Source organism: Thioalkalivibrio halophilus (assembly GCF_001995255.1).
In the GTDB taxonomy this organism is placed as follows: domain Bacteria; phylum Pseudomonadota; class Gammaproteobacteria; order Ectothiorhodospirales; family Ectothiorhodospiraceae; genus Thioalkalivibrio; species Thioalkalivibrio halophilus.
This window is the reverse complement of the sequence record NZ_MUZR01000074.1, coordinates 1-2,288: the sequence shown is the minus strand read 5'-3', so window position 1 is coordinate 2,288 and position 2,288 is coordinate 1. Positions and strand designations below refer to the sequence as shown.

Genomic DNA, 2,288 nt, shown 5'->3' with positions numbered 1-2,288 from the left:
GAGCCCCATCCCGTCGGCACCGCCAGTGCCGACGGGATGGGGCTCAATCCGAGCTTCGCGGTGATGGGGGGCAGCCTCTGGACCACCGACTCCGATCTGCGAGATGACCGGGCCTATGGTCTGGAAGTCGGCGCCGACTGCCTGCTGTTCCAGCCGGACAACGGCGTGCTGCGCCATCGCCTGAGCGTGACCGAGTTCGACGACGGCCCGCTGCGGATGACCAGCACCGAACTGAACACCCACTGGGAGTTTGAAGTTGCCGACAGCGTGACCATGGGCTTCGGGCCCGGGCTGGGCTATGTGAACACCAAGCTGGACGGTGACCGCAACGGTCTGTGGGCCGGGCAGTTCGGCGGCTCGGTGCAGTACGACGTGGACGACACCCTGTTCGTCGGCATGGAAGCGCGCTACCAGATCACCGAGAGCGATCGCTTCGCCGGCTCGCGCGAGGACATGGACAACATGCGCGTGATGGCCAAGGTCGGTTTCAATTTCTGAACCGTCAGGGCCTTCATTGAAAGAAGGGCCGTCCCGGGCGATCGGGGCGGCCCTTTTTTGTGCGCTCTGTCACGGAATCGGCGGGCTTGTAGCCGGCGCCGAACTCCGACAGGATTGTTCCGTGACGCACCAACCACCCGGATGAAGCCCGCCCATGGATGAATCCCCTCCCGATGCCCCTGACACCCCTGACACGCCCGGCGGCTCGGGGGACGATACCGGTGCCAATACTCCGTGGCATGCACTGGAAGCCGACGAGGCCCTGCGGCGCCACGACGCCGCACGCGAGGGGCTGAGCGGCGACGAGGCCCGTGAACGGCTGGAGCGTTTCGGCCCCAACGCGCTCAAGCCGCCGGAAAAGGCCGGGGTGCTGCGGCGTTTCCTGCGTCATTTCCACAACATTCTGATCTACATCCTGGTGCTGGCGGCCATCGGGACCGCCCTGCTGGGCCACTGGGTGGACACCGGGGTGATCCTGGCGGTGGTGCTGATCAACACGCTGATCGGCTTCGTCCAGGAGGGCAAGGCGGAAAAGGCGCTGGACGCGATCCGCAGAATGCTCTCGCCGCAGGCGGTGGCCTTGCGCGATGGCGAACGCCGGGAGGTTCCCGCGGATACCCTGGTGCCGGGGGATATCGTCTATCTCCAGGCCGGGGATCGCGTGCCGGCCGACGTGCGGCTGTTCGAAGCCCGCAACCTGCAGGTCGAGGAAGCGGTGCTGACCGGGGAGTCGGTGGCGGTCGAGAAGGATACGGCCGCGGTCGACGAAGGCGCCGATCTGGGCGATCGGCGCGGCATGGCGTTCTCCGGCACGCTGGTGTCCTTCGGCCGGGGTACCGGGGTGGTGGTGGCCACCGGCGGCGATACCGAGATCGGGCGCATCTCCACCATGCTGGGCGAGGTGGAGAGCCTCGAGACGCCGCTGGTGCGCCAGGTGGCGCAGTTCGGCCGCTGGCTGGCCGGCGTCATCATCGTCATCTCGGCGGCGACCTTTGCCTTCGGCTTCTGGGTGCGCGATTACCCGCTGGACGAGATATTCCTGGCGGCCGCCAGTCTGGCGGTGTCCACCATCCCCGAGGGCCTTCCGGCGATCCTGACCATCGCCCTGGCCATCGGGGTGCAGAAGATGGCCCGGCGCAACGCGATCATCCGCAAGCTGCCGGCGGTGGAGACGCTGGGTTCGGTGTCGGCGATCTGTTCCGACAAGACCGGGACCCTGACCCGCAACGAGATGACCGTGCAGGCGCTGATGACCGGTGCTGGGGAATACGGGGTCAGCGGGGTCGGTTATGCGCCGCACGGCGATTTCACGCGTGACGGGGTAGAGGTGGAGCCGGCCGATGCCCCGTGTCTGGAAGAGGTCCTGCGTGCGGGATTGCTGTGCAACGACGCGGAGGTTTTCGAAAAGGACGGCCAGTGGGTGATGCAGGGCGACCCCACCGAGGGGGCGCTGGTGACAGCGGCGTTCAAGGCCGGCCTGAACACACGCCACGAGCACGAGTGCCTGCCGCGAACCGACGTGATCCCGTTCGAATCGGATCACCGTTACATGGCGACCCTGCATCACGACCACGACGGCCACGGGCGCATCTATCTGAAAGGGGCCCCGGAACGGGTGCTGGAGCTGTGCGAGCACCAGGCCACCGCCGACGGTCGCGAGCCGCTGCGGGCGGATGAATGGCATGCGGCGATGGACGCGATCGCGGCACGCGGTCAGCGCCTGCTGGCCATCGCCCGGCGCGAGACCACCGCCGAGCAGCGCGAGCTGACCTATGGTGACGTGGAGCAGG

At 67.5% G+C, this 2,288-nt stretch carries 2 protein-coding genes; both read left to right on the top strand.

Translation table 11 applies throughout. The annotated features are described in order from the left end of the window. On the top strand, positions 1–498 hold a 498-nt coding region (locus B1A74_RS13575), incomplete at its 5' end, for an outer membrane beta-barrel protein (protein ID WP_077244944.1). A gap of 154 nt (positions 499–652) precedes the next feature. Beyond that, positions 653–2,288, top strand: a 1,636-nt coding sequence (locus B1A74_RS13570; RefSeq protein WP_143592266.1) for a cation-translocating P-type ATPase, incomplete at its 3' end; no start/stop codon positions are given.